We start from the raw sequence: 25,196 nt of genomic DNA on the forward strand, positions 1-25,196 counted from the left end.
GCGACCGTACCTCGGAAAACTGCGCTACGGATAAGCACTGACCGTGGTTTACTGACAATTGACAATTATTATATAAGGCGAATATATGAATAAAGAGCAAGATCAACATTTTATCCGAATGGCAATTGAAACCGGTCGCCGGGGCATGGTCGAGAATCTGGGCGGTCCGTTCGGTGCCGTGATCGTAAAAGACGGAGTGGTCATCGCCCGGAGTTCCAACCGGGTAACCTCGATCAAGGATCCCACCGCCCACGCCGAAGTGATGGCCATCCGGGAAGCCTGCCGCGTACTGGATAATTTTGAACTCAAGGGCTGTGAACTCTACTCCTCCTGCGAACCCTGCCCGATGTGCCTGGGAGCGATCTACTGGGCCCGGCTGGACCGGGTCGTTTACGCGGCATCCGACGAAGATGCGGCCCGGGCCGGTTTTGACGATCAGTTTATTTACGAAGAACTGGACCTGCCGCCCGAACAGCGGTCGCTGCCCACCCGACAGATCCTGCGGGAAGAGGGGGCGCAGCTTTTTCGGGAATGGATCGCGAAGGAAGATCGTCTGGAGTACTGAGATCAGGTCGCTCTGCTCGCGCCTGGCCCTCATTTTGACTTTTTCCCCGATATTTAAAGCTCATATACTCTTGTGGTTAGGAAAGGCTGGATATAAACACTAGCTTTATATCATAAAGCAAAACCTCACAAAAATTAAAGCTACGGGAAATGGGCTTATTCGATGATCTGATTAAGGGTGCGGAAGATCTGTTTGGTAAAGGTCAGTGCGCTTTAGGGTTCCACAAAGGCGAATGGAAATATGTTTACCCGGACCAGTGCGACCAGGTAATCCACTGCGAAAGATGTGGTGAAAAAAAACGACTGAAGCACCAGTCTTATACGAGGTGGCAGGATGATCCCGATTATCAATGCTGGGAATTCCGGACCTGTACGAGGTGTGTAGATAAGGAAGAACGAAGCAACCACAATTATTCGAAAGAAAGGGCCAAAAATGAATGGGAGTGTTACACCTTTATTCAAACCTGCAGTAAATGTGGCAAGGAAAAGGACAAAAGATATTCGTCTCCAAAGCATAGCTGGGGATCGTGGAAAGTGAATCCCAACGTGCAAAACGAGATGTTTAGGGTTTGTAACAGATGCAATGCAAAGGAGTTTAGCAAAATAAAGGATTAGAGCGGTTCAGATCATGCGCATTAACTTTAAACGAATTGACCACTTCCAGATCTGTATCCCGCCCGGAGCGGAAACGGAAGCCCGGAACTTTTATATCGAGATTTTAGGCCTGCAGGAGATCCCCAAACCCGATTACCTTAAAGTAGGCGGAGGTTTCTGGCTGGAAATTGCCGACATCCAATTGCACATCGGCGTGGAAAACGACACGGTCTCGCCCAAACGACATCCGGCCTTTGAAGTGGATGAACTGGAAAAGGTGAAAAGCTACCTGGTGGATCAGAACATCAGGATCCGGGAAGACCGGCCCATACCTGATTTTGAACGCTTCTCCTGCTTTGACCCTTTCGGGAACCGGATCGAATTGCTGGGAAGAATTACCAAATAAGCGCATACATTTCTTCAAAATAAGTTTGCATGAGTACCATCGACACTTCTACCGTACAGGATATAGCACGAATCATCCTGGGATTGTTTATGCTATACGCCGGGATCGGGCATCTGACCTTCCTGAGAAAGCCCTTCCACGCGCAGGTACCCGACTGGGTGCCGCTGAGTAAAGACCTGGTCGTTGTGCTCTCGGGCGTCGTTGAAATACTGCTGGGGCTGGGGATGGTTTTTTTCAGTTCCCAGAAAGTGCTGGTCGGACTGGCCCTGGCGACCTTTTATATTCTCATCTTTCCGGGCAACATCTCCCAATACCGGAATAAAAGAAATGCTTTCGGTCTGAATACGGACCGCAAACGTTTTATCCGCTTACTGTTCCAGCCGGTACTGGTTTTGTGGGCGCTCTGGTCAACGGGAGCACTTTCCTATCTTATTGAGCAATTCTAAATGAATACTTACGAAGAAATGGGCCGGCGACCGGTAGGAAGATACCGGTCGCCGACTTACTGATAACCGAATAAGTGTCAGGGGCGGATCGTGGTCCCGTCCCGCTTCCGCAGTTGGGTCCAGTTGTAGTCATTTTTATCCGGCAGAGGATACTTCAGGGCCAGTTCCTCGTTGACATCCACCCCGAGGCCGGGGGCTTCGTTAATGATCATATAGCCATCTTTCATCGTCGGCGCACCGGGGAAGATCTCCTGGAGCAGCGGCGAGAAATTCACAGCCTCCTGGATGCCAAAATTCCAAACCGCCAGATCAATGTGGGCGTTGGCCGCATGACCGACCGGGGATACATCGCCGGGACCGTGCCAGGCGGTCCGGATATTGAACCATTCTCCCAGACGCGCCACCTTCATGGCCGGCGTGATCCCTCCGATCTGACTGATATGGATCCGAATGAAATCAAACAGGCGCTCCGCCATCGGATTCAGCCATTCGTTGGAATTGTTGAACAGCTCACCCATCGCAATGGGAACACTCGTCTGTTGCCGCAGCAGCTTAAACCAGCTCATATTTTCCGGAGAAAACGGATCTTCGATGAAAAACGGACGATAAGTTTCCAATTCCTTGATCAGCCGGATGGCATCCATGGGCTGCAGGCGTTCGTGAATGTCGTGTAGTAATTCTACCTGCTCCCCGGCTACATCCCGAACCTTGTCGAACATTTTGACTACTCCCCGCAGGTAGGCCATCGGATCCATCACATTATCGTTGGGCATTCCGAAACCGGCCTGTTTAAAATCAGCTTCTTCGGTCAGATGCGTAGCCCCGTAACCACCCAACTGGATCCGGACGTGGCGGAAGCCTTTTTCCATGAGGGACAGTACGCTTTCGGCGGCTTCTTCGGGCGTACGACCGCCGCCGTGGGCGTAGGTGTCCACCGCAAAACGGCATTTCCCCCCGAGCAGCTGGTAAACGGGCATACCGGCAATTTTGCCCTTGATATCCCACAGCGCCTGATCCAGACCGCTCAGGGCATTATTGAGCACCGGACCGTTGCGCCAGTAGGAACTGACGTAGGCCGTTTGCCAGATGTCTTCAATATTGTGCACATCGCGGCCGCGGCAAAAATCGTCGAGGTAATCGTTTACGGCCGATACCACCGCGTGGGCGCGTTGCCGGAAGGTGGCACAACCGATACCGTACAGTCCCGGTTGGTCGGTCTCCACTTTGACGACGATCAGTTCGAGATTGTGCGGACAGGTGGCAATGGCTTTGACTTTGGTGATCTTAACCGGATCCAGTGCGGCGAGCCGGTCGAGGTGTGCTTCGCGGGCCTGCGTAGGCGTAGCGGTGAAAGGGGCACTCAGGGCGCCGAGTCCCAGAGTGCGGAGAATGGTTCTTCGTTGCATAAATTTTTACAGAAAGATATGGATAAATGCGGGAAGACGAAACCTCAACCGGGTTGCTATCTTATGGGATAGGAGAGGCTTCCGACACCAGGGACTGAAAGCCGAAACATTGTTCTAAAAAAAACGGAACGCAAACTCAGACCACTTCCGCTACTACAAAAATACTGCCGCCCACATAGATCAGGTCTTCCGGCTGCGCATGGCGTTTGGCGGCGCGCAGGGCGTTGCGGACGGAGTTGTAGGCCCGGCCTTCCAGTCCGTAATCGGCCGCTCGGCGTTGCAGGTCCAGCGCGTCCATGCCGCGCGGCACATTAGCTTTGGCGAAATAGTAGGTGGCAGTTTTCGGAAATAACTCCAGCACTTTTCCCGGATCTTTATCATTGACCGTTCCCATGACGATGTGCAGTCGGCGGTAGGGGAGGGTTTGTAGCTGGCGCAGTACGATCCGCAGGCCACCTTCATTGTGGGCACTGTCGGCGAGGACGGTAGGCTGCTGGCCGATCACCTGCCAGCGCCCGATGAACCGGGTTAGGGATTTGAGGTCGGCCAGGCCGGTAACGACTGCTTCCGGACTGATCTGTAGCGCTTCCGTGTCCCGCAGCACGCTGATGGCCTGGAGGGCCGTCTGGATGTTGAATTTCTGGTAATCACCCTGGAGATTGACGGCCAGCCGGTCGTAAACAGTATTGCTATCACGGCGGATCTGATAATAGGAGTGAGCGATATCCGAATCCGTCAGCTCTGCTGTCCAGATCTGGTCGGCAAAACTAATGGGAGCCGCAAGGGCCCGGGCTTTTTCGGTGAAGACGTTCTGGGTTTCCGGGTGGGTCTCTCCGATCACCACCGGTGTGTGGGGTTTGATGATCCCCGCTTTCTCTCCGGCGATCTCCGGCAGGGTATCCCCCAGAAACTGCTGGTGATCCAGACTGATATTGGTGATCACACTGAGCAGGGGGAGCAGTACATTGGTGGAGTCCAGCCGGCCGCCCAGCCCTACTTCAACGATGGCGACATCCACTTTCTGTTGCCGAAAATACACAAAAGCCATGGCTACGGTGATCTCAAAAAAGGAGGGGCGCACCCGTTCGATCAGTTCCCGGTGCTCTTCTACGAAAGCCACTACGGCTTTTTTACGAATGTATTTCCCATTAACCTTGATCCGCTCGCGAAAATCGCGGTAGTGAGGCGAGATATAGAGTCCGGTGCGGTAGCCCTGGGTTTGCAGAACGGCGCTGAGCATGTGGGCCACGGAACCTTTGCCGTTGGTACCCCCGATATGGATGGCCCGGAAATGTTCCTGCGGATTCCCCAGCGCTTCCAGCAGCGCGATGATATTACCCAGGTCCTTTTTAAAGGCAGCCGGCCCGATCCGTTGGAACATGGGTAACTGCTCGTAGAGATATTGTAAGGTAGCTTTGTATTCCGTATTCAGACTCATATGCGACTAATGTGGGTCCAAAAGTCCACAGCTTAGACGTAAGTTGCAAGTGTTGGGAGAAATAAAAAAAGCCATCCCGGAAAGGAATGGCTTTTCTAAGATTTATTTTGACTTGCGAAAATTATTTCACTTTAAAGTTGTAGGAGATCGTACCGCACTGTTTGTCTACGCTACCCCGGGAAAACTGCCAGTTCTTGGCGTTCCGGATCGCAGCGTTCACCAGTTGGCTATCGGCGGTGGTAGATCCGCGCTGGGTATATTCCGCACTGACCACATCACCGCTGGAATCCACACAAACATTGACCACCACGGTACCGGCTTTCTGGGAGTTCTCGGCAACGGTAGGTGATTTCAGTACACCCCGACTACCCAGGCCTCCGCCTACACGACCGGAACCGGAACTGATCCCTTCCAGATTGGCGGCATTCGGGTCCCCGTTCGGGTCACCCTGATTGCCGGCAGTACCGGTATTGCCTTTACCGCCACCATCACCGAACAGACCACCGATATCGTTCTTGAGTCGGTCGGCCTCCGCTTTTCGTTTAGCTTCGGCTTCGGCCTGTCGTTTAGCTTCCGCTTCGGCCTGTCGTTTGGCCTCTTCTTCCGCTCTTTTTTTGCGGTCGGCTTCTTCCTGTCTCTTCTTCTCTTCTGCCTGCTTGCGTTTCAGCGCGATGGCCTCCGGATCTTCCGTCTCCACTACTTCGCGTTCCGGTACGACGGGGTCCGGTTCACTCACTTCGGGCTCGGGTTCCGGCTGGCTCTCTTCTACTTCCGGCGTCTCTTCGGCTACTTCCGGTTCTGCGGGAGCAGTAGGTCCGGCGTTGTCATCACCCTGCCCTATGTCCGGCAAACCGAGATTTACCACAATACCTTCCTGTCCCGGAGGGGGATCCGGATAAGTCAACAAGGGGAGTAATGCCAGCAGGATCAATCCTATATGGACAGCTACCGAGATCACCTTGCCCCGGTTGCTGTTCTTCCTTTCATCATGTGTGATTATACTCTCCATAGTTTTTTTCTTTTTATGCACCTAAAGTGCTCTATCACTGGGTGTTTCTCTACTTTAAACGTCAAAACGCCCTACATGTCACCCTTAAGCTACCACATTAGTATAAATTTAACAAAATGCGATGAAAACGAGCCTTTAGTGCGCGGGAGGAGCAGTTTTAGTGCTCTGGATCGGCCCAATACACCTCCATCTAGTTCTTCTCCGGAGCCAGAATACCGTTAATATCGTAGCGCATGGCAATGTCCATCACCGCCACCACGTATTCGGTGGGCGTACCCCGGTCCGGGGAGATGGTGATGTTGTAATTGCGGGCTCCCATTCTGCGGGCCGATTGCCCCAGTTGGTTCTCCAGTGCCCCGATATCGATCCGCTTGCCGTTCAGGAAATAACGGCCGTCGTTCCGGATGCTGACATCATCGATATCCGAAGCGGTCACCGTATTGGTACGCGAAGTACCCGGAAGCTTCAGGTTCAATGCATTGGGTGCCACCAGGGTGGACGTCAGCATGAAGAAGATAAGCAGTAAGAAGATGATGTCGGTCAGGGACGACATACTAAATTGTGCCGAAACTCTATTTCTCTTTTTAATACCCATAGGTGAATAGTCAAAATCAGTTAGAGGAATACCCAAACGGGCCTTCCGTATTTAGCTTCGCGGTTGTGTGGCCAGGATCGCTTTAATGCGCAGGCGGGCGGCAATATTCATCACCTCAACCACATCGTCGAAGGGGGTACCTACTTCGGCTACGATCGTAACGGAAACATTATCCCGGTTCTCCATCCCGGCAATTCCTTCCCGCATGGCCCTTTCCAGAGCCCGGGTACTGATGGTAGTGCCGTTCAGGGTATGGCGTCCGTCATTTTCGATGGACACCATAATGTTGGTGGGAGCTACCGTTTTTGAGTCCGATTCCGGTAGCTCAAAAGGTTGAATTTTCACCAGGGTTGAAGTCAGCATGAAAAAGATCAGCAGCAGGAAGATGATGTCTGTCAAAGACGACATACTGAATTCCGCACTCACCTTACTTCGCTTTTTCAGTCCCATAATACAAATTGGATTTAAACAGGTTCTTTGGAAGGTTGACCCAACTTCGGGAGTTCGGTAAACCCATGATAAGCACGGTGGTCCGTCGGCCTAGTTGGAAGGTTCCTGGAGCAGGTCCATGAACTCCACGGTGGTGCGTTCCATCTGGAAAACCACTTTCTCCACATTAGCCACCAGCAGGTTGTAACCCACGAAGGCCAGGATACCAATAAAGAGACCGAAAGCCGTAGTGATCAGGGCCTGATAGATACCGCCGGCGAGTACGTCCGGAGTAACGTTCTGTTCGGTAGACATTTTATAGAAGGCCAGGATCATACCCGTTACCGTACCGAAGAAACCGATCATCGGAGCGGCACCGGCGATACTGGCCAGGGTGGACAGGTTCTTTTCCAGTTTGAATACTTCCAGGTTACCCACATTCTCGATCGCGGCGTCGATATCGCGCAGCGGTTTACCGATCCGTTGCAATCCTTTTTCTACCATGCGGGCTACCGGGCTGTCGGTAGTCTGGCAAAGGGCCTTGGCGCCCTGGATATTTCCGGACTGCACATTGGCGCGGATGTTATTCATGAAATGCTGGTCGATCCGACCCGCACGCTTGATATTCAGGTAACGTTCTACAAAAATGTACAAAGCAATAACGGACAGTGCCAGCAGTACCACTACAATGACAATACCCATGGCACCACCCTGGGTGATGACGTCCATGAAACTCTGAGATTCCATTTCGCGCTCCAGGTCAGCGTCTTGAAACAACAATAAGGTCTGATACAACATTTAAGTTGGTGTTTGTGTGTTTTTTGGTTAATTAATCTGAGTTGGCAGGCAAGCGGGTAAAAGGTAAAGTGTATCGTGTAGTTAGACTTTTACCGAAGAAGTCGTGTTTTTGTTTCATCTTCTCCGGTCACTGGCTCCACCTTCACCGATGTCTCTCCATAACTTGAGTCTCGCTTTAATTACTGAGAAAACGATAATAGGTTGCACAAATTATCAATCCCAGGGTTAAATTTAACAATTCTTAAAAGATGGATATGGATAATCTTTAATTTCTTAACGTATCCTTTCCGGATTTTTAAATCCCTTCACATTTGCTACTCTTCCGCTAATTCGTAAATTTGCATTTAGCGAAAATTCGCTGAACAACTTTTGTTATCCCCTTTGTGTTTTATACGAAACATAACTGAACGGACCACTTCTAAAACCGAATAAAAATCACGAATGAGTAGACGAATCAAGAAAGTAGCAGTATTGGGCTCCGGCGTCATGGGTTCCGGTATTGCCTGTCATTTTGCCAATATCGGTCTGCAGGTCATTTTGCTCGACATTGTGCCCCGCGATCTGAGCGAAGCGGAACAAAAACAGCCCGCTGCCCGCAACCGAATAGTCAACCAGGCCCTGGCAGCCGCGATCAAATCCAAGCCCGCTCCCCTGTACGATAAGTCCTTTGCCTCCCGCATTACCACGGGTAACTTTGAAGACGATTTCGACAAAATTGCCGATTGCGACTGGACCATCGAGGTAGTGATCGAGCGGCTGGACATCAAAAAGCAGATCTTCGAAAAGGTCGATCAGCATCGCCGCGAGGGATCGCTGGTAACCTCCAACACTTCGGGTATTCCCATCCATATGATGATGGACGGCCGGAGTGAAGATTTCCGCCAGCACTTCTGCGGTACCCACTTTTTCAACCCGCCCCGCTACCTGCGTCTACTGGAGATTATCCCCACGAAAGAAACCAAACCGGAAGTAGTCGATTTCCTGATGCACTACGGAGACGTCTATCTGGGCAAACAGACCGTACTCGCCAAAGATACGCCGGCCTTTATCGGTAACCGGGTAGGCGTGTACGCCATGGCTAAGATCTACCAACTGACCACCGATCTCGGACTGCGGATCGAAACCGTGGATAAGCTGACCGGCCCAACCCTGGGACGCCCCAAGACGGGTACCTTCCGACTGGGGGACCTGGTCGGCCACGATACTGCCGCCAAAGTGATCCAGGGCATTAAGGACAACTGTCCAAAGGACGAGCAGGCCGACACTTTCCAACAGCCGAAATACCTCCAGTTCCTGCTGGACAATAAATACCTGGGCAATAAGACCGGGCAGGGCTTCTACAAGAAAATGAAGGAGAAGGACGAGAACGGCCGCTCCATCATTCACGCCCTGAATCTGGAAACACTCGAATACGAAGCCCAGCAAAAAGAAGATCTGCAGAGTCTGAAAGTCTCCAAGCAGATCGACGAACTCCCGCAGCGTCTGCAGGAGATCTTTAAATTGGAAGACAAGGGCGCCGAACTGGTCCGACGCTCCCTGTTGGGACTCTTTGCTTACGTGTCCAACCGGGTACCGGAGATCGCCGATCACCTTTATAGTATCGATGATGCTATGCGCGGCGGTTACGCCTGGGAAATGGGTCCCTTCGAGTACTGGGATGCCATCGGCGTGGAAAAGGGCATAGAAATGGCCGAAGCTCAGGGCGAAACCATCGCCTCCTGGGTAAAGGATATGCTGGCTGCCGGCTTTACCAGTTTTTACAAACGGGAAGACGGTAAACGTAAATACTACGATCAGGAAAGCAAATCCTACGTGGTGATCCCCGGTTCGGACGAACTGATCATCCTGGACAACTACCGCGAGCAATCGCCGGTATTTAAAAACGCAGAAGTAACCCTGCACGATATCGGGGACGGTGTCCTCTGCCTGGAATTCACCAGCGCGCACAATTCGATCGGTGAGGGCGTACTCCGCGGGATCAACGAATGCATCCAGATCGCCGAAGACGGGGACTGGAAAGGCCTGGTGATCGGTAACAATGCCACCAATTTCAGTGTTGGGGCTAATCTGATGATGATCGGTATGCTGGCGTACCAGCAGGATTTTGACGAAATGAACATGGCCGTAAACCTGTTCCAGCAAACGACCATGCGGTGCCGCTATTCGTCCATTCCGGTAGTAGCTGCTACCCAGGGATACGTTTTCGGCGGTGGTTGCGAAACACTGATGCACTGTGATGCCTCGGCGGTGGCGGCCGAAAGTTATATCGGTCTGGTGGAAGTTGGCGTCGGTCTGTTGCCCGGCGGTGGCGGTACCAAGGAATTTGCCCTGCGGGCATCGGATATGTACTTTGAAGGAGACGTCATGATCCCGACGCTGATTGAGAAATTCAAAACGATCGCTCTGGCTTCCGTCAGTACCTCCGGGTATGAAGCCTTCAATTACGGTTATCTCTTACCGGAAAGGGATGAGATCATCGTTAACCGCGATCGCAATATCGCCCAGGCGAAACAAAAAGTACTTGATCTGGCGGAGGCTTACGTACAGCCCATCCTCCGGACGGACATTACCGTTCTGGGCCGGCAGGGACTGGCCGCTCTTTACGCTGCCGCCAATGAACTAAAACTGGGGCGCTACGCGAGCGAGCACGATATCAAGATCGCCCAGAAGATCGCCTGGGTACTCTGTGGCGGTGATCTCACCGGCACCCAAAAGGTCTCCGAGCAATACCTGCTGGACGTGGAACGGGAAGCCTTCCTCAGCCTGGCCGGAGAACAGAAGACCATGGAGCGGATCCAGCATATGTTGCAGACGAATAAGCCGCTGCGGAACTAGTGCCTGGTAGGATGAGTTTCCTTCCCCTGCGCTGACGGGGAAATACACTTTTCGAAATCCCCAAATGCCCATGTGCTCCCCCGGGGGAGCTGTCCAAAGGACTGAGGGGGAACATTTAATACAGGCACTGCGGAATTAGTGGGTAGAGGGTATAGAGTAGAATGTAGAGGGATTGGGAATCGTTAAGAGTAATTAGCGTTCACCGATTCAAATAGGACTGAAATTCCATCTATACCTACTATTTACGAAGGAATAATTCAGGTATTTCAAAGCCAAAGATGATCTTCACTATGCATAATTTTAGAAAACTGCATGTTTGGAACGATGCTATGGAATTAGCAGGAGAGCTTTATGAACTACTTGAAAAATTTCCTAATGAAGAAAAGTATGGCTTGGTGAGCCAAATGAAGAGATGTGCGGTGTCAATTCCTTCCAATATCGCAGAAGGAGCTGGGCGTAATACAAAGGGAGAATTTAGGCAATTTCTTGGTATTGCAACGGCATCAAGTTATGAACTGGAAACTCAATTATTGTTGAGCCGCAGAATGAAATTTATTGGCGAAACAGATATCGATCACGTTTTACCAAAGTTACACGCATTGCAGAAAAGGATTTATAAGTTTAAAAATACATTGAATTAAAAACTGATGAGCGTTAGTGCGTTTGGGAGTCTTTTTACTCTCTACCATCTACTCTCTACAAAATAGCATATAAATGGACGCATATATTGTAAAAGGATTCCGCTCCGCCGTTGGGCGTGCCAAAAAAGGCGGATTCCGGAACTATCGTTCGGATGACCTCGCGGTAGATATCATCAAGCATTTACTGGAACAAACCCCGGAACTGGATCCCCATCTGGTGGACGACGTGATCGTCGGTTGCGCCAATCCGGAAGGGGAGCAGGGGCTACAGATCGGACGGCAGATCTCCGTGCGCGCCCTGGGCAAGCCGGTTCCCGGTATGACGGTCAACCGCTACTGCGCTTCCGGTCTGGAGACCATCTCTATTGCCGTGGCCAAGATACAGGCCGGAATGGGGGAGATCTTTGTTGCCGGCGGTACGGAAAGTATGAGCATGATCCCGATGACGGGCTACAAGCTCGCTCCGAGTTATAAGGTGGCCAGTACCACCCCGAACTATCTGGTGAGTATGGGACTGACCGCCGAAGCGGTATCCCGCAAATACGAGATCAGCCGGGAAGCCGCCGATGAATTTGCCTACAAGTCACACATGAAAGCCGCCGAAGCGATCGATGCCGGAAAATTCAACGATCAGATCGTGCCGGTGGAAGTCGAGGACGTAATGGTGAAAGACAACAAACGGGTCAGCAGCTCCCATACCGTGAAAATGGATGAGGGGGTCAGACGCAGTACCACTATGGAAGCACTTGCCGGATTGCGGCCCGTGTTTGCCAATAAAGGCGTGGTGACGGCCGGTAATTCTTCCCAGACTTCCGACGGATCGGCCTTTGTGCTGGTCATGAGTGAAAATATGGTGAAACAACTGGGACTGGAACCGGTGGCCCGATTGGTGAGCTGTTCGGTAGCGGGGGTAGATCCGCTGTATATGGGGATCGGTCCCTGTGCGGCGATCCCTAAGGCCCTGAAACAGGCCGGACTGAAACTGAATGACATCCAACAGATCGAACTGAACGAGGCTTTTGCCGCCCAGTCGCTGGCGGTGATCAAGGAAGCCGGACTGGACCCGGATATCGTCAATGTAAACGGTGGCGCCATCGCACTGGGGCACCCGCTGGGATGTACCGGCGCCAAGTTGTCCATCCAATTGCTGGACGAAATGCGCCGTCGCGATCAGAAGTACGGTATGGTGACGGCCTGTGTGGGCGGTGGCCAGGGCATTGCCGGTATCTACGAATTGCTGAACTGATCAGCCGAAACTTAAAACAAAGAACATGAGTCATCCTGAATTTTTTCAGGACTCAAAAATTACCTCGTAGAGGTTAAACATTCGTAGAAAAATAGTAGGATTCCTGGTTTCGACCTCAGCGAGGTCGCACAACATGGAGCAATGTGGTAAATGTGCGACCTCCTTGAGGTCGGAAAACGCTTATCCGGGCTAAATTCTACGAATATTTGACCTCGCTGAGGTAATACACCGCCTTTTATAAAATCCGGGGTGATTCATGTTTTATTTTATGGATAATCATCACCTTATCTGGTGAAAAGCGTACCGGTAACTATTCCTAAAGTAAGGAAAGAACGTTGCTGTGGTTGCCCGGTCCTTAACGGACGAACCAACATCAACCGTAGCGCTGCAAATTCCTTTCCTGGTCTTCTACGGCCTGCCGGAATTCCGATTTCAATTTATTAACCAGTTCGCCTACCGGCAACACATCATCGATCGAAGTAACGCCCTGACCGGCCGACCAGATCGTTTTCCAGGCTCTGGCTTCGGCCTGGGCCGCATCCAGTTCTTCCCCAAAATCGATCTTTTTGCTTTGCTGCCAGCGGGCTTCGGGGATACCCGCAGCCTCCAGGCTATCGCGCATAAAATTGGCGTGGACGCCGGAAACGGCCGCAGTATAGACAATATCCTTCGTCTCGCTGTCGATGATCATCTGCTGGTATTCCTTATCCGCTTTACTTTCCGTGGTGTTGATGAAACGGGTGCCCATGTAGGCGAGGTCCGCTCCCATTTGCAGGGCAGTTGCGACATCCCGGCCGTTACTGAGGCAGCCGGACAGCAGGATCGTTTTATCGAAAAAACTTCTGATCTCGGACACAAATGCGATGGGGTTCAGGGTGCCGCCGTGGCCCCCGGCGCCGGCGCTGACCAGTATGAGTCCGTCCACGCCCGCTTCCGCCGCCTTTTCGGCGTGGCGGCGTTTGATCACATCGTGGAAAACGAGGCCACCGTAACTGTGAACGGCATCGACCAATTCGGAAACCGCCCCGAGGGAAGTAATAACGATCGGCACCTTGTGTTTGACCACTACTTCCAGGTCCGGCATCACCCGCGGATTGGTGCGGTGAACGATCAGGTTGACACCAAAGGGCGCTGCCTTTTGCCCGGTGCGGTCTTCGTGGGCTTTCAGGTCATCTTCGATCTCGGTCAACCAGGCGTCGAAACCTTCGGTCGTTCGCTGATTCAGGGCGGGGAAGGTACCGACAATGCCGTTTTTGCAGCATTCCGTGACCAGTTTGGGCCCGGAGATCAAAAACATAGGGGCCGCTACCACCGGCAGGGATAATGGTTCAAAGATCTTGGCTAGGCTTGACATTTATTTGATTTTGTTGTGCGTTAGTTGTGCGGTTCGAAGGAAAGATTGCTACTTCTTATAATCCTCATATCCCATTTCATCCAGTTTGCGGTATTTGACGGCTACTCCTTCGGCCATATCTTCCTTGTAAGCGATCATCTTGTTCCGGATATCCGCGTCGTGTGCACCCAGGATCTGTACGGCCAGTAAGCCGGCGTTTTTGGCTGCGTTCAGGGCTACCGTGGCTACGGGTACTCCGTTCGGCATCTGCAAAATGGAAAGCATGGAATCCCAACCGTCAATGGAGTTGGAAGATTTGATGGGTACGCCGATGACCGGCAGGGGGGAGATAGCGGCTACCATGCCCGGCAGGTGCGCTGCGCCCCCGGCACCGGCGATGATGACTTTGGTGCCTTTCTCGTGGGCTGATTTAGCGAAGTTGAACATCCTTTCGGGAGTACGGTGTGCGGAAACGATGGTGATCTCGAATGGGATATCAAACTCCTTCAGCACATCGGCGGCCTGCCGCATAACGGGTAAGTCCGAATCGGACCCCATAATAATACTGATCATATACTATTCTTTTGTAGAGTAAAGGTATAGCCTTTATATTTGTTCACTGTAAAGATGCCGGGTAAAATTCCTTAATTCCGCATAAATGTATTAAAGATCATGAAACGCTTATTGATTCTATCTTTGGTTATGACGGTTTTTTCCTGCGGACCGGGAGAAGCCCCTCCGCCACCGCCCGCTCCGGTCTCAACGGAAGGCGCAACGGCCGGGTACACGCTGGAATCGCTGCCAAGGACTGATCTGATGAAGGCCTTCAAATATGATCCCGAAGGTCAGGTGCTGGAAATGGGCTACTTTTTGGATGATCGGCCCGAGGGTACCTGGTATTACTACGAGCATCCGACCAAGGAATTTCCGAAACGCATCGTCTCCTACCATGCCGGCATCCTCAATGGACCCTATATGGAACTGACGGAAAACGGCACCGTCAGCCTGCAGGCCTACTACGAGAACAACGAGCTCAACGGCCATTGGGGTACCTATAAATTCGGCCGGCCGATCAAAACTGCGGATTATGAAAATGGGATTCTGGAGGGCTTTTACCGGGAGTACACCACTACTGCCGGTAAGCTACAGAAGGAGATCCATTATAAGAATGGAAAGGAGGATGGCCCGTATCGATTCTACAATGACCGCGGCGAAATTACATTAGAGTATACCTATAAGAATGGAGAAAAAGTGGGGGGCGGCGTGATTGAAAGCGATCGGCCCAACGTGCCGAGATAGTGATCTGCGGGGCTTTTGCCGGGGGTTAAATAAAAAAATCGCCGAAGTACAATTTACTTCGGCGATGCTAATTGTCTTTAAGTCCCTTCAAAACAATTAGCGGGATGGGTTTCAGGAGTTAAGTCTATTTTTTCTACCGTTTAAAGTATGATCTTTTTCCAGTGGTTCCCGGCCTCGAAGCGATTGCTCAACGGCTTTTTGTAGTTTGGATACCGGTCTTTGATTTTTGAAAGTCGTTTCTAGTACTGATCTTTTATCATTATTTACCCAATACATCAGGGCAAATAGTTCTCGAATTCCGCTCATTTAGCGCAAGTTGAATAAGCTCCTCTTCTTTGAGAAAATACCCGTAGGAACTTTCCTTCAAGTTCTGCCTATTCGGGAACTATTGCAATGCTCACAGTATCATAAGGAGTATGAATTCGTGAATCTATACTCATATTTACCGGCCGGATCAGACCTCGGACCTGGCTATACATGAACTGGTTCCATGCTAAACTACCGAAAGGGTGTGGCGCCCGGCCGCAAAAAGGCATCCTCTTTGTGCCCGATTTCTTGCTTTTACTTAGAATTTACTACCCAGCACATAAGGCAGCATTTTCCGCCAGCTAGGCCAGTCGTGGGGGATATCGTGTCCCCAGACGTCGAGATCGTGCGGAATGGATTTCGAGTGCAGCACACCGGAAAAACGGCGACTCGCATCGGGATCCTCCCACTGGCCGGAGCCGGTCATGATATGAATATGGTGGCTGTGCCGGATCTGTTCCAGGGTATGGTGGTCGTTCAGGTTGGGAACGTACTGCATCGGAGAGTTGAAATACACATCCATATCGTGGTAGCCACGGGTATAATGAGACAGTTCGTAGTCTCCGCTCATGGCGATCACGCCATTGATGGCGTCCGGCCGGCGCAGGAACAAGTTCATGGCGTGCAGGGCACCGAAGGAAGCACCGCAGGTAATGATCGGTGTCTCCCAACTGGTCGAGTTCTTGATAAAGGGGATCACCTCTTCGAACACATAGCCGTTGAACTGCTGGTGGCGAATGCTCTTATCCCGCGGATGCATGTGGTCGTTCAGCCAGCTCTCCCGGTTGATGCTGTTAATGGAAAACACCTTGCACTTGCCCGCATCAACAAAGGGTGCGATGGAGTTCATGAGCTGAAACCGCTCGTATTCCAGAAAATCCGCCGCTGCGGTGGGAATGAGCAAAAGAGCAAAACCGTAATGGCCGTAGACGGCCAGGTCCATATGTTTATTCAGGCGGGGGCTGTGCCACCCGTGGATCTCGCGATGCATTTGCGTTAATTTTTCGCAAAGATATAGCAAGATTCCCAATTTTTACCGCCTCTTTTGGATCAGGGGCGCACTACGATCAACCGGCGGGTGATCAGCGTACGGCCCCGGGCATCCTGCAGGGCGTAGAGATAGGTGCCTTTTTTGAGTTGGGAAATATTGACCCGTTCGGTATGCGGTCCGCTGATCCGGTAATCGCGGTGCCACACTTCGCTCCCCACCAGGTTGTAGATCACCAGTCGGTATTTACCGGGTTTGAGGCGCACGAACTGGAAATTGGTATTGACCATGGCCGGGTTCGGGTAGGCCAGTACTCCGGGCTGGAGTTTGTCGGTTACCTGGACCAGATCGCTGAGAATGTCCTCGGCTTTGAAGGTCACGCTCACCGGGCTGGTGCCGTCCTGATCCACCGTCACTACGGCAATCGCTTCTTTCTCGGTATTGCTCCAGAAATGGTAGCGAACGATCTGGGTATCTCCCAGGATGTCGGTGCCGATATCGGTAAGTTCCAGGACGAGGTCCGTAATATCCTGCCAGCCCAGAAAACCTACTTTGGCATCCAGACGGATGTCCTGGTTGAGGGTGCGTTTTTCCCGCAGTACATCGTAAGTACCTCCGGGAATACTCATGACGCCCCAGGCATCGACCTCATCTTCCCGGTTGAGCAGCAGCCGGATCCGGAGCGAGTCCGGCGTGATCGGCAGGTCCTGCAGCAATTCCTGGGGAATGTCATCGGAAGATACGGCGTAGCTGATGTTCACCGTAGATTCGAAGTCGTCTCCGTACTGGAGTGGTGCTCTCCGCTCGATCTGGGGATCATTCAGTTTAGGAGTGATCTCGATACCGAGATTGAGCGGGTCCGTACCGGACAGCCCAATAAGTTCGAGGGCGGAATTCGTCACCCGGTAGTAGCCTTCCGCATTGTCGTTGAGTTTGAAGACCAGATCCGCGCTCGGGAAATTCCCCGCGGCATCTCCTTCGGAAGCGGCGCGCACAACCGTGCGTAATACCAGGGGTGACTGCAGGGATTTGAAATTCCATTCCCGGTCAGGGCCGGGCGTGCCGATCTGAATATTGGCGGGCATATTATCGGTACCGGTCAGCAAAGTATCCCCGACGGCGGGAAAGGTAGCATTGGTAACCGTGATCTGTGCCTGGAGGGTATAAACAAAAAAACAAAGGATGACTAGTTGAATTTGCTTCATAGCGGTTTGATGGGTTTAAAAAAATTGATCGGATCAGCAATTTGCAAATTTCGTCCAATCGCGGTATAAAAATGCAAAAAAATTGGAGAACTTTAGGTCAATTCAAAGGTCTTAACATGCCGCAACTATCAGGCCAAAAACTCGCCACTCCCTTTCCTCCCGTCATTCGGGTGTACGAACATGATGTGTTGCGGATTGGCGACCAGTGCGGCGATGTATGCTTTTCCGAGCGGCATCTGGAATCACTGGCGGAATTATCCGGTCGCATGCGGCAACCGTATTTTTCCCTGGGGCACCGCTCGGTACGCTTCCGGAGTTTTGTGGGTATTCTGGCCACTTCGGCACTGACCGTAGAGATCCTGCCCAAAGCGGACCGGCAGTCAGTTCACCGCCAGGATAACTGGCAGGGTATCCTGGTTGACCTGCTGCAGGCCTGCGGGTTCGTTCGTACGGAAAGCCCCGGTATGGCCTTGCTGGATACCCGGCCGGGCGCTCTGCTCGACTGGTACCTGCGCACATTTATCGCGGAACTCCGGGCTTTGCTCCGTCACGGCTTATTGCACCAGTACCGGACGGTGGAAGCAGAGCTGGGCGTGCTGAAGGGAAAATTGAATGTAAGCCGACAGATCCGCCAACAGGCTTTTCACCGGGAGCGTTTTCAGGTTCAGTATGATCGGTACAGCAACCGGCATCCGGCAAATTTGATGATCGGAGCGGCTTTACATAAACTGCAATTTTTGACCATAGGTTCTGAATTGCGCACGCAATTGAAATACCTCGCCGAACTGTTTCCCCGGCCTACTTCCGCCGATCCGGTCCAACTACTCACTCCGGAAGACCTCCACCGGGACCGAAGACTGGATCGTTACGGTCCTGCGCTGACCATTGCCCGCCACATTCTTCAGGACGAGCGGCCGGATATCCGCTCGGGAGCTTTCCGGGGGCTGGCCTTACTTTTCGATATGAACCAGCTCTTTGAAGCGTATCTCTACCGGCAATTGCTGCAATGGAAAGTTCCGGGAATGGACGTTGAACGCCAGCAGAGCACGGTGTTCTGGGGACAGAATCGCCTGCGACCCGACCTGGTGATCGCTTCCCCGCAAGGACGCTGGGTACTGGATACCAAATGGCGCCTGCTCCAAAATCAGCAACCTTCAGCCGCAGAACTGCGTCAGGTCTATGTCTACTGTGATTATTTTCGGGCCCACCGTGGCGTATTGATCTTTCCGCATACCGGACCGGAACCGGTTTCCCAACTACAATCTTACGCACCCTTGCCGGCAGCCAAGCCCCAGTATCGGAGCTGCCAGTTGCTCTTTGCCCGCGTTTTAAACCCGGAAGGACAACTGAACCGGGAACTGGGACGCGAACTGGTTGAATTGCTGGGCATTGCCGGGGAGAGGTGAGGAAGTGTGTTCCGGCGAAGTAGAAGTTGGGTAAGTAATCGCATATAAGAAATGGCAAATTCAATGGCAATTTCAATTTCAATTTCGCAAAATTAGGTGAAGAGGTTAAGGGTATTTACCGGAGATTTGCGCCCAGCAGGCCGGCCGGCAAATGTTATAATAATATTAAGAAGTGTGTCAATCGAATCTTGTATGCTATTTTTGCAGTAAAGTAAAGGAGCGTTCGGGTTTTGGTACAACTGATCCGGAACTGGCGACGTTATATTTACTTATATCTACCTTTCTCCGATTGAAAAGCTATTCGTTATAATAGCATGGTGTTCAGATCCGGCTGCCGGATGATCCGTCGAAGCTGAGTGCCGTGCCCCATATAGAAAGTATGAGAACCATAATCCTAGCCGTATTTTGCCTCTTATCCATCTCTCTGACAGGACAGATCCTGGAACCGGTTAAGTGGAAAATGACCGCCCGTCACGTAGATGGGAACGAGTTTGATCTGGTCTTTACCGCCGTTATGGACGAAGGCTGGAGTCTTTACTCCCAGCATACTTCTGACGATGGTCCGGTCCCGACTTCTTTCAATTTTGATGCCGGGGATCATTTCAGTCCCATGGGCGAAGTGTCCGAGACCGGAGGCAAAAAGAAAGAAGGTATGGACGAGCTGTTCGGGGTAAATGTGATCAAGTTCGTGAAAGGGCCGGTCACCTTTATCCAGAAGGTCAAAGTCAGTGACTACAGCAAACCCATTACGGGCTATCTGGAATTCATGACCTGTGACGACGAGCGCTGCCTGCCACCGACTGAAGTGGATTTTAACTTTGAGCTGAAACCGGCGGTAGACGATAAAAAGACCGGTGCTACCGATCCGGCGAAAACCGAAGCCAAACCGGCACCCACGAACGAAAAGCAAACCTCCGTAGCGGCGACGAGCAAAACGGGAGAGGATCGCGCCCAACAGGGAGCGGAAACAAAGGAGACAGAAACGGAGCCGATGCCTACGATCAGCTTCGGAGATGCTCCGATGGCCGATACCGGCGATCAGCCCAGCGGTCTGGGAATGGTTTCGCCCGTTAGCTGGAGTGGTACTATCGAAAAAAGATCCGATAATGAATACGAAGTGGCCTTTACGGCTACCATGGACGAAGGCTGGGTAGTTTACTCCCAATATCTCAACCTGAAGGAAGATGAGATCGGCCCCCTGCCGACAACCTTTTTCTTTGACGAAGCGGATAGCTTTGAAACTGTAGGAGAAACGAGTGAAGAAGGCAAAAAGAAGGAAGGCATGGATCCGACCTTCGGCGTAGTAGTAGCCAAATTCGTTGAGAAGCCCGTTACCTTTCGGCAAACCATCAAGGTAAGCGATCCGTCGCAAGTGATCACCGGCTACGTGGAATACATGACCTGTGATGACAAACAGTGTTTTCCGGAAGACGTCTCCTTCGAGATCGATCCGGCTAACCTGAGGGTGAAGATCGGTAATGATAATGGATCGGAAGCAACTGTCGTTACTTCGGGTGGAGGGGATTTTGGCTATCCTCGTGATCCGGGTAGTGTAAAAGACCCGGTAGGTTACTGCGGCGAAGAGATTACCACGGTAGAGGGTAAAGGCTACTGGACGATCTTCTTCCTGGGTTTTCTGGGAGGTCTGGTGGCGCTGCTTACGCCCTGTGTATTCCCCATGGTACCCCTTACCGTGAGCTTTTTCACCAAAGGGAGTGAAAACCGGCGCAAAGGCATTACCAATGCGACGATGTACGGGTTCTTCATTTTCCTGGTTTACCTCATCCTGAGTATTCCCTTTCACCTGATGGATAGTATTGATTCAAGTATCCTCAATCAGGTGTCGACCAATATCTGGCTGAACGTTTCCTTCTTTATCATTTTCGTGTTCTTTGCGTTCTCCTTTTTTGGTTACTACGAGATCACGCTGCCGAGTAGCTGGACCAATAAAGCCAGTTCGGCCGAAGGCGTCGGCGGTATGCTGGGCATTTTCTTCATGGCCCTGACCCTTGCGCTGGTATCTTTCTCCTGTACCGGGCCGATCCTCGGATCGCTGCTGGCCGGAGCACTGAGCTCCGACGGAGGGGCGATGCAGTTGACCATGGGCATGGGTGGTTTTGGATTGGCACTGGCGCTGCCCTTTGCCTTATTCGCCGCTTTCCCGACCTGGTTGAGTTCCCTGCCGAAATCCGGTGGCTGGCTCAATACGGTGAAAGTGGTACTGGGATTTGTGGAACTGGCCCTGGCGTTCAAATTCCTGTCCAATGCGGATCTGACCAAACACTGGGGTTTGCTCAAATACGAGCCCTTCCTGGCCATCTGGATCCTGATCGGCATCGGACTGGTACTGTACCTGTTGGGTAAGATCCGTTTCCCGCACGATTCTCCGCTGAAGAAAGTAAGCCTCGGGCGCCTGATCACCGCCGGCCTTACGATCGGTTTCATCGGTTACATGACGCTTGGATTTATTTACGAAGCGGATAGAGGCTCTTACAAGCCGTTGAAACTGCTGAGTGGCCTGGCGCCTCCGAGTTGCTACTCCTGGCTGCATCCGTGCGACTGCCCGCAGAATCTCGACTGTTTCAAGGATCTGGAGCAGGGACTGGCCTACGCCAAAAAGGTGAACAAACCCGTTATGCTGGATTTCACCGGATACAACTGTGTGAATTGCCGGAAAATGGAGGAACACGTATGGCCGGAACCGGAAGTATACAGCCATCTGAAAGAAGATTATATCCTGATCTCCCTCTACGTGGACGATCGCGAACCGGCTACCGGTGAGGATGCGGAAAAATACCGCAACATCGGTAAGAAGTGGCACAAGTTCCAGCAGGAGTATTTCGGGACCAATTCCCAGCCCTTTTATGCACTGGTGTCTCCCGACGGTTATTTGCTGAACCAGCCGGTGGCCTTTACGCCCGATGCCGAAGAATACGGGGATTTCCTGCGCTGTGGTCTGGAGAACTTCAAGCAACTGACTGAAGGCAATATCAAGCCGGGAGATCAGCGGATCGGCGCGAATTGATCTAAAGTATTACATCTACGGCCGGGGTTAGACCTACTCCTATCCGTTTGGCGTATTTTCACCGCGAAGGCGCAAAGACGCTAAGTTTTTTGTGATTTTGCCGCAGGCAAATTTTTCGAAGAAGGTAGCTCTAAGCCTTTGCGACTTAGCGCCTTCGCGGTGAATTCTTCCGGTATTTTAGGGCTAAATGCATACATCTATCCCAGCTGTAGAGCCATCTCAGTTTCCTATCTGTACGGGAATCCATCCCGCTCACCATTACTGTATTTTCACCAGCTTCACATTAGGTTTTGGCCCCGTTTCCGTCCAGGCCAGATAGGCCGTACCGTCCTGCGCCGCCATCCGGGGAAAACCGGAAGAACGCGATGGATCAAAATCCGCCACTCTTTCATCCAGAATCGTTTCCCCGTCGGTGCGCATCAGTTTTAAACGAATAGCGGCCGTGGTCGGTGATTCCTGCTCCACCCAGGAGATCAGTGCGGTCTCCTCATCCCAGAATTTTACATCCACCCGCCCGAGCGGTTCCCCGGCATCCAGACGAATGGGGGCGCCGAAAGTAGCTCCCTGATCCGTGGAAAAGGCCAGCTTTACCTGCGCCTGTCCCTCCGCAGCGGTATACCAGCTCACGGCTACGTTTTTACCCCGGGTACTGACGCCCGGGCCATTGACCGGACAACCGGCGATCTCCCAGAAATCATCGGCAATCTGCTGGGGAGCGGTCCACTCGCCGTCAATGAGACGAACGTAGCCGATATCCCGTACTTCTTCCGCCGAACGGTCGCGGTAAACGACGATAGCACCGTCCGGAAGCAATGCAGCATCCGTCTGGCAGCAGGAACAGACCTTAGGGTCCAGTTCGTGATCATCGGCGATATTACCCTGCGCATCGATGGTGGCGTAGCGGAGGGTCATATCCGGCTCGCCGCCGGCACCGTGTCCGCCGTGTCCTTCGTGCTCGGCCTGACCGTAATTCCGGCCGTCCAGCCATATCGCTCCGATCTTACCGTTATTGAAATTCAGAAAAGATACAAAACCGTGTTCCGCCTTGACCTGATCGTGATGCGGTACGATCGGCCCGGTCCAGGTGTTTCCGTCGTCGGTACTCTGGTAAAGGCCGACATCGTAGGCATAGGTATCGTCACTGCTTTTGGGCAGGGAGTAGGTGACCAGTTGTCCTTTGGCATTAGCGGATAGGGAGGGGAAATCCGCCCAGTTGATGAACCATTCGGAGCCGGTGGCGATCTCCCGGGGAGTGGACCATTCTTGATCGCCGTTCCATTTGGCCATCATCAGCCGACTGAGGGTATCGGGTTCGTAGAGCCAGTTGAGCAGCAGTTCTCCTTCGGGATTGAAGGTCAGGGCCGGGAACATAGAGGAAGAATCGGCCGGCACTTCCATTTCCTCGAACTGGAGAGTATAGGATTTGGGTTCCGCTTCCGGCCGGCAGGCTGAGAAGAGGATAATCAGCCCGCAAAAAAGCCAGGCGTATTTAGAAACTAGTTTGAATGGCATAGCTGGAAATTTTTCGCAATTTAAGAAACTGTCGGTATACGTGGCCCGACCGGCAATGGGTTGAGTGGGCATTGCGGGTAAGAGAGGAGACGATTTTCAGTACCTACCCGCCGGCCGGCCTGTATCCGCATCCGTTGGGCCGGTTGAAAGAAATCACCCGCCGGGGTGCGGAATTCCTGAAAATAAGTGTTAATTCGCAGCAGGCGGTAAAAAGGCCGGTAATCATGAAATATTATATCATAGCCGGAGAAGCTTCCGGCGATCTACATGCGTCTAACCTGATCAAGGCGATCCGGGAGGAAGATCCACAGGCGGAGATCAGAGCCTGGGGCGGAGACCTGATGGAAGCCGCCGGTGCGGAAGTGGTGAAGCACTATCGCGACCTGGCCTTTATGGGCTTCGTGGAGGTAGTCCGTAATCTTCGGACCATTCTGGGCAATTTCAAGGCCTGTAAGGCGGATATTCTGGAATTCCGTCCGGATGCCCTGATCCTCGTAGATTATCCGGGATTCAACCTGAGAATGGCCAAATGGGCCAAAACTGTCGACCTTAAAGTCTTCTATTACATTTCGCCGCAACTCTGGGCCTGGCACAGCAGCCGGGTGCACGGGATCAAGGCGAATATCGACCGCATGTTCGTTATTCTGCCCTTTGAGGAGGAGTTCTACGCGGAATACGACTATGATGTGGATTTTGTCGGGCATCCGCTGCTGGATGTAGTTGAGGATTATCAACCGAATGTGGATCTGCGCGAAAAATACAACTGGTCCGATCAAAAGATCATCGCCGTACTGCCGGGCAGTCGCCGCCAGGAGATCAGCCGGATGCTGCCGGATATGCTGAAGATGGCAACTCATTTCCCCGACTACCGTTTTGTGGTGGCCGGAGCCCCGGCTATTCCCGATGAATTTTACCAACCTTTTCTAAAAGAAGCGGCCGATAATGTACAACTCGTCAGCGGCCGTACCTACGATCTGCTCAATGAAGCTCATTCGGCCCTGGTCACCTCCGGTACGGCTACGCTGGAGACTGGTCTGTTCGGGGTTCCCCAGATCGTGTGTTACCGCGGTAGCAGTTTATCCTACCTCATCGCCCGCCGGCTGGTCAATGTGAAATACATCTCCCTCGTCAATCTCGTACTGGACCGCCCGCTGCTGCGCGAACTCATCCAAACCGAATTTCAACCGAAAGTCCTGAAAAAAGAACTGGAAAAACTGCTGACTCCCGAAGAACAGGGTCGTCTGCGGGCCGGCTACGAAGAGCTACAGGATAAATTAGGCCATGCCGGAGCGGCTAAAAGGACCGCACAACTGATGAAAACATATTTAAAATAAAAATAATTTAAAAAAATTATTAATTTGTAGTCGCATACCGCAGAAATTGGCACGCTCTTTGCTTTTAGTAAGTATGTAAGCAATTGAGAAGCTATCCTACCAAACGGAAAAAACATATTATAAAATTTTATATTATTAAATAATTTTATAATATTTGCATTGAACCTAATTCCATTTTGCGTCAGCTCTATACCTTCCTCCCAAACAAAGCTGGTCGCTTTCACACATGAAACACAAAACTACATGAAGCAAAACTACACCATTGCTCCTGTCTGAGCGTATTTCCAACATCAATATTACGTCTTGTAGCTAATAGCTGAACAGGCACCCCTGAGGGTGCGGGCCACCACTGTGCCCATGCGTTATTAGCCCACGGTTTCC

General features: G+C 52.0%; 21 protein-coding genes. 10 read left to right on the forward strand and 11 right to left on the reverse strand.

The window, feature by feature from the left end; all coding sequences use genetic code 11:
• Positions 1 to 85 precede the first annotated feature (85 nt).
• The 3 genes from CRP01_RS21525 to CRP01_RS21540 all read left to right on the forward strand — a co-directional run bounded on the left by CRP01_RS21525 (position 86) and on the right by CRP01_RS21540 (position 2,010).
• Entirely contained in the window at positions 86 to 565 is a 480-nt protein-coding gene (locus CRP01_RS21525) for a nucleoside deaminase (RefSeq protein ID WP_099152168.1), read from the forward strand.
• A 627-nt stretch (positions 566 to 1,192) separates the two neighbouring features.
• A complete protein-coding gene (locus CRP01_RS21535) occupies positions 1,193 to 1,564 on the forward strand; it encodes a VOC family protein (RefSeq protein WP_099152170.1) in 372 nt (123 codons plus the stop codon).
• A 29-nt stretch (positions 1,565 to 1,593) separates the two neighbouring features.
• On the forward strand, positions 1,594 to 2,010 hold the full coding sequence (locus CRP01_RS21540; protein WP_099152171.1) for a DoxX family protein: 417 nt from the start codon (positions 1,594 to 1,596) through the stop codon (positions 2,008 to 2,010).
• Positions 2,011 to 2,087: 77 nt separating this feature from the next.
• Here the strand turns inward: CRP01_RS21540 and CRP01_RS21545 are convergent, their stop codons facing one another.
• From CRP01_RS21545 to CRP01_RS21570, 6 genes are all read right to left on the reverse strand, one after another.
• Positions 2,088 to 3,416, reverse strand: a complete 1,329-nt coding sequence (locus CRP01_RS21545) for an enolase C-terminal domain-like protein (RefSeq protein WP_099152172.1) — start codon at positions 3,414 to 3,416, stop codon at positions 2,088 to 2,090.
• Positions 3,417 to 3,552: 136 nt separating this feature from the next.
• Positions 3,553 to 4,854 (reverse strand): bifunctional folylpolyglutamate synthase/dihydrofolate synthase, encoded by a 1,302-nt coding sequence (locus tag CRP01_RS21550; protein ID WP_222845788.1) that lies wholly within the window; start codon positions 4,852 to 4,854, stop codon positions 3,553 to 3,555.
• 121 nt (positions 4,855 to 4,975) lie between these two features.
• Positions 4,976 to 5,863 (reverse strand): cell envelope integrity protein TolA, encoded by an 888-nt coding sequence (locus tag CRP01_RS21555; RefSeq protein ID WP_099152173.1) that lies wholly within the window; start codon positions 5,861 to 5,863, stop codon positions 4,976 to 4,978.
• A gap of 190 nt (positions 5,864 to 6,053) precedes the next feature.
• The gene (locus CRP01_RS21560) at positions 6,054 to 6,416 is read right to left on the reverse strand and encodes an ExbD/TolR family protein (RefSeq protein WP_233752729.1); all 363 of its coding nucleotides are present in this window, start codon (positions 6,414 to 6,416) and stop codon (positions 6,054 to 6,056) included.
• Positions 6,417 to 6,509: 93 nt separating this feature from the next.
• Entirely contained in the window at positions 6,510 to 6,908 is a 399-nt protein-coding gene (locus CRP01_RS21565) for an ExbD/TolR family protein (protein ID WP_099152175.1), read from the reverse strand.
• A 90-nt stretch (positions 6,909 to 6,998) separates the two neighbouring features.
• On the reverse strand, positions 6,999 to 7,685 hold the full coding sequence (locus CRP01_RS21570) for a MotA/TolQ/ExbB proton channel family protein (RefSeq protein ID WP_099152176.1): 687 nt from the start codon (positions 7,683 to 7,685) through the stop codon (positions 6,999 to 7,001).
• Between the two features lie 441 nt (positions 7,686 to 8,126).
• Here CRP01_RS21570 and CRP01_RS21575 point away from each other — a divergent pair, with 441 nt between their 5' ends.
• The 3 genes from CRP01_RS21575 to CRP01_RS21585 all read left to right on the forward strand — a co-directional run bounded on the left by CRP01_RS21575 (position 8,127) and on the right by CRP01_RS21585 (position 12,407).
• Positions 8,127 to 10,520 carry a 3-hydroxyacyl-CoA dehydrogenase/enoyl-CoA hydratase family protein gene (locus CRP01_RS21575; protein WP_099152177.1) on the forward strand — a complete coding sequence of 798 codons (2,394 nt, stop codon included), beginning with the start codon at positions 8,127 to 8,129 and terminating at the stop codon, positions 10,518 to 10,520.
• Positions 10,521 to 10,810: 290 nt separating this feature from the next.
• Entirely contained in the window at positions 10,811 to 11,161 is a 351-nt protein-coding gene (locus CRP01_RS21580; protein ID WP_099152219.1) for a four helix bundle protein, read from the forward strand.
• Between the two features lie 73 nt (positions 11,162 to 11,234).
• Positions 11,235 to 12,407, forward strand: coding sequence for a thiolase family protein (locus tag CRP01_RS21585; protein WP_099152178.1), 1,173 nt, complete (start codon positions 11,235 to 11,237; stop codon positions 12,405 to 12,407).
• Between the two features lie 373 nt (positions 12,408 to 12,780).
• On the opposite strand, the gene CRP01_RS21590 is transcribed toward CRP01_RS21585, so the two are convergent.
• Complete coding sequence (locus CRP01_RS21590; RefSeq protein ID WP_099152179.1) at positions 12,781 to 13,761, reverse strand: NAD(P)H-dependent flavin oxidoreductase; 981 nt, start codon at positions 13,759 to 13,761, stop codon at positions 12,781 to 12,783.
• A 48-nt stretch (positions 13,762 to 13,809) separates the two neighbouring features.
• Positions 13,810 to 14,313: a 5-(carboxyamino)imidazole ribonucleotide mutase gene (gene purE, locus CRP01_RS21595; RefSeq protein WP_099152180.1), complete on the reverse strand. Its 504-nt coding sequence runs from the start codon at positions 14,311 to 14,313 to the stop codon at positions 13,810 to 13,812.
• Between the two features lie 99 nt (positions 14,314 to 14,412).
• Here purE and CRP01_RS21600 point away from each other — a divergent pair, with 99 nt between their 5' ends.
• Positions 14,413 to 15,039: a toxin-antitoxin system YwqK family antitoxin gene (locus tag CRP01_RS21600; protein WP_143473477.1), complete on the forward strand. Its 627-nt coding sequence runs from the start codon at positions 14,413 to 14,415 to the stop codon at positions 15,037 to 15,039.
• 565 nt (positions 15,040 to 15,604) lie between these two features.
• Here the strand turns inward: CRP01_RS21600 and CRP01_RS21605 are convergent.
• Together CRP01_RS21605 and CRP01_RS21610 are read right to left on the reverse strand one after the other, a co-directional pair.
• Positions 15,605 to 16,336 carry an esterase family protein gene (locus tag CRP01_RS21605; protein ID WP_099152182.1) on the reverse strand — a complete coding sequence of 244 codons (732 nt, stop codon included), beginning with the start codon at positions 16,334 to 16,336 and terminating at the stop codon, positions 15,605 to 15,607.
• A 59-nt stretch (positions 16,337 to 16,395) separates the two neighbouring features.
• A complete protein-coding gene (locus CRP01_RS21610; protein ID WP_099152183.1) occupies positions 16,396 to 17,538 on the reverse strand; it encodes a T9SS type A sorting domain-containing protein in 1,143 nt (380 codons plus the stop codon).
• Between the two features lie 116 nt (positions 17,539 to 17,654).
• On the opposite strand from CRP01_RS21610, the gene CRP01_RS21615 reads away from it, so the two are divergent.
• Positions 17,655 to 18,944: an McrC family protein gene (locus tag CRP01_RS21615; RefSeq protein WP_170110484.1), complete on the forward strand. Its 1,290-nt coding sequence runs from the start codon at positions 17,655 to 17,657 to the stop codon at positions 18,942 to 18,944.
• Positions 18,945 to 19,323: 379 nt separating this feature from the next.
• A complete protein-coding gene (locus tag CRP01_RS21620; protein WP_099152185.1) occupies positions 19,324 to 21,969 on the forward strand; it encodes a protein-disulfide reductase DsbD family protein in 2,646 nt (881 codons plus the stop codon).
• A 258-nt stretch (positions 21,970 to 22,227) separates the two neighbouring features.
• Here the strand turns inward: CRP01_RS21620 and CRP01_RS21625 are convergent, their stop codons facing one another.
• Positions 22,228 to 23,481, reverse strand: coding sequence for a glycoside hydrolase family 32 protein (locus CRP01_RS21625; protein ID WP_143473478.1), 1,254 nt, complete (start codon positions 23,479 to 23,481; stop codon positions 22,228 to 22,230).
• A gap of 224 nt (positions 23,482 to 23,705) precedes the next feature.
• Between CRP01_RS21625 and lpxB the strand changes: the two genes are divergently transcribed.
• On the forward strand, positions 23,706 to 24,815 hold the full coding sequence (lpxB, locus tag CRP01_RS21630; protein WP_099152220.1) for a lipid-A-disaccharide synthase: 1,110 nt from the start codon (positions 23,706 to 23,708) through the stop codon (positions 24,813 to 24,815).
• Positions 24,816 to 25,196 lie beyond the last annotated feature (381 nt).

It is taken from the genome of Flavilitoribacter nigricans DSM 23189 = NBRC 102662 (assembly GCF_002646595.1).
GTDB classification, from domain to species: Bacteria; Bacteroidota; Bacteroidia; order Chitinophagales; family Saprospiraceae; genus Flavilitoribacter; species Flavilitoribacter nigricans.

Coding starts and splice junctions, on each gene's coding strand:
- CRP01_RS21620 (WP_099152185.1), top strand. CDS start 19,324: ATGAGAACCATAATCCTAGCCGTATTTTGCCTCTTATCCATCTCTCTG.
- lpxB (WP_099152220.1), top strand. CDS start 23,706: ATGAAATATTATATCATAGCCGGAGAAGCTTCCGGCGATCTACATGCG.
- CRP01_RS21600 (WP_143473477.1), top strand. CDS start 14,413: ATGAAACGCTTATTGATTCTATCTTTGGTTATGACGGTTTTTTCCTGC.
- CRP01_RS21605 (WP_099152182.1), bottom strand. CDS start 16,336: ATGCATCGCGAGATCCACGGGTGGCACAGCCCCCGCCTGAATAAACAT.
- CRP01_RS21625 (WP_143473478.1), bottom strand. CDS start 23,481: ATGCCATTCAAACTAGTTTCTAAATACGCCTGGCTTTTTTGCGGGCTG.
- CRP01_RS21560 (WP_233752729.1), bottom strand. CDS start 6,416: ATGTCGTCCCTGACCGACATCATCTTCTTACTGCTTATCTTCTTCATG.
- CRP01_RS21610 (WP_099152183.1), bottom strand. CDS start 17,538: ATGAAGCAAATTCAACTAGTCATCCTTTGTTTTTTTGTTTATACCCTC.
- CRP01_RS21540 (WP_099152171.1), top strand. CDS start 1,594: ATGAGTACCATCGACACTTCTACCGTACAGGATATAGCACGAATCATC.
- CRP01_RS21580 (WP_099152219.1), top strand. CDS start 10,811: ATGCATAATTTTAGAAAACTGCATGTTTGGAACGATGCTATGGAATTA.
- CRP01_RS21575 (WP_099152177.1), top strand. CDS start 8,127: ATGAGTAGACGAATCAAGAAAGTAGCAGTATTGGGCTCCGGCGTCATG.
- CRP01_RS21550 (WP_222845788.1), bottom strand. CDS start 4,854: ATGAGTCTGAATACGGAATACAAAGCTACCTTACAATATCTCTACGAG.
- CRP01_RS21525 (WP_099152168.1), top strand. CDS start 86: ATGAATAAAGAGCAAGATCAACATTTTATCCGAATGGCAATTGAAACC.
- purE (WP_099152180.1), bottom strand. CDS start 14,313: ATGATCAGTATTATTATGGGGTCCGATTCGGACTTACCCGTTATGCGG.
- CRP01_RS21590 (WP_099152179.1), bottom strand. CDS start 13,761: ATGTCAAGCCTAGCCAAGATCTTTGAACCATTATCCCTGCCGGTGGTA.
- CRP01_RS21535 (WP_099152170.1), top strand. CDS start 1,193: ATGCGCATTAACTTTAAACGAATTGACCACTTCCAGATCTGTATCCCG.
- CRP01_RS21555 (WP_099152173.1), bottom strand. CDS start 5,863: ATGGAGAGTATAATCACACATGATGAAAGGAAGAACAGCAACCGGGGC.
- CRP01_RS21565 (WP_099152175.1), bottom strand. CDS start 6,908: ATGGGACTGAAAAAGCGAAGTAAGGTGAGTGCGGAATTCAGTATGTCG.
- CRP01_RS21585 (WP_099152178.1), top strand. CDS start 11,235: ATGGACGCATATATTGTAAAAGGATTCCGCTCCGCCGTTGGGCGTGCC.
- CRP01_RS21615 (WP_170110484.1), top strand. CDS start 17,655: ATGCCGCAACTATCAGGCCAAAAACTCGCCACTCCCTTTCCTCCCGTC.
- CRP01_RS21570 (WP_099152176.1), bottom strand. CDS start 7,685: ATGTTGTATCAGACCTTATTGTTGTTTCAAGACGCTGACCTGGAGCGC.
- CRP01_RS21545 (WP_099152172.1), bottom strand. CDS start 3,416: ATGCAACGAAGAACCATTCTCCGCACTCTGGGACTCGGCGCCCTGAGT.